At 53.2% G+C, this 745-nt stretch carries 1 protein-coding gene; it reads right to left on the bottom strand.

Annotation, left to right across the window (positions count from 1 at the left end; genetic code table 11):
- Positions 1-8: 8 nt before the first annotated feature.
- Entirely contained in the window at positions 9-689 is a 681-nt protein-coding gene (locus C440_RS01735; RefSeq protein WP_008317683.1) for an IS6 family transposase, read from the bottom strand.
- Between the last annotated feature and the right edge of the window lie 56 nt (positions 690-745).

Here is a 745-nt window from a genome sequence, read left to right as displayed (position 1 = left end):
GGCACTGTCTAGTTAGTGACCTCCTCAACCGGTGTTCGCCCATCGAGCGCTTGATGCGGTCTCTGAAAATTGTAGTATTGCACAAATTGTATGAACCACTCGCGGACGCTTCCGTGACTGCCCACCCACGAATTATGGAAGCGGTCGACTCGCATTTTGAGGGTGTGAAACCATTTTTCGATGAGGTTTCGCTCGACGTAGTCAAGCCGACCGCTCAATCCTAATCGAGAGATGGCAGTCTGATAGCCGTAGCCATCAACGAGAAACACAGCATCTGAGAGATCGTGTTTCTCCGAGAGTCGATGGAGAAACGCAGCAGCCGGATCGGTACCATGTCGTCCAAACAATTCGACGTCAAGAATCAGCTTTGTCTCGATATCTATTGCAGCGTACAACCAAGACCACTCGCCATTGATTTTGACAGCGGTCTCGTCGACCGCAACCCGCTTCGGCTTCGCCTCAGGCGGGTTGTGACCGCTGTCAGCAAGCCGATGTACCCACTGCCAAACAGCTTGGTGAGAGCGTTCAACGCCGAGATATCGAAGAATCTGTTTTGTTTCTCTGAGCGAACATCCGGTCGCGTGGAGCTGGACAGCGAACGCCCTGACGGGCGTCGCTGTCCGCTCACGCTCCCAAGTTTCTTCTAAATCCGTCGCAAAACACTCGCTGAGCAGGTCTGCGAGCTTCATCCCAAACACACTTAACGACCTGCTCGTTCCTCAAACTGGCTTAACTAGACAGTGCC

This window comes from Haloferax mucosum ATCC BAA-1512 (genome assembly GCF_000337815.1).
GTDB classification, from domain to species: Archaea; Halobacteriota; Halobacteria; order Halobacteriales; family Haloferacaceae; genus Haloferax; species Haloferax mucosum.
Note: the sequence above shows the minus strand (reverse complement) of the source record. Positions and strands in the feature narration are given on the sequence as shown.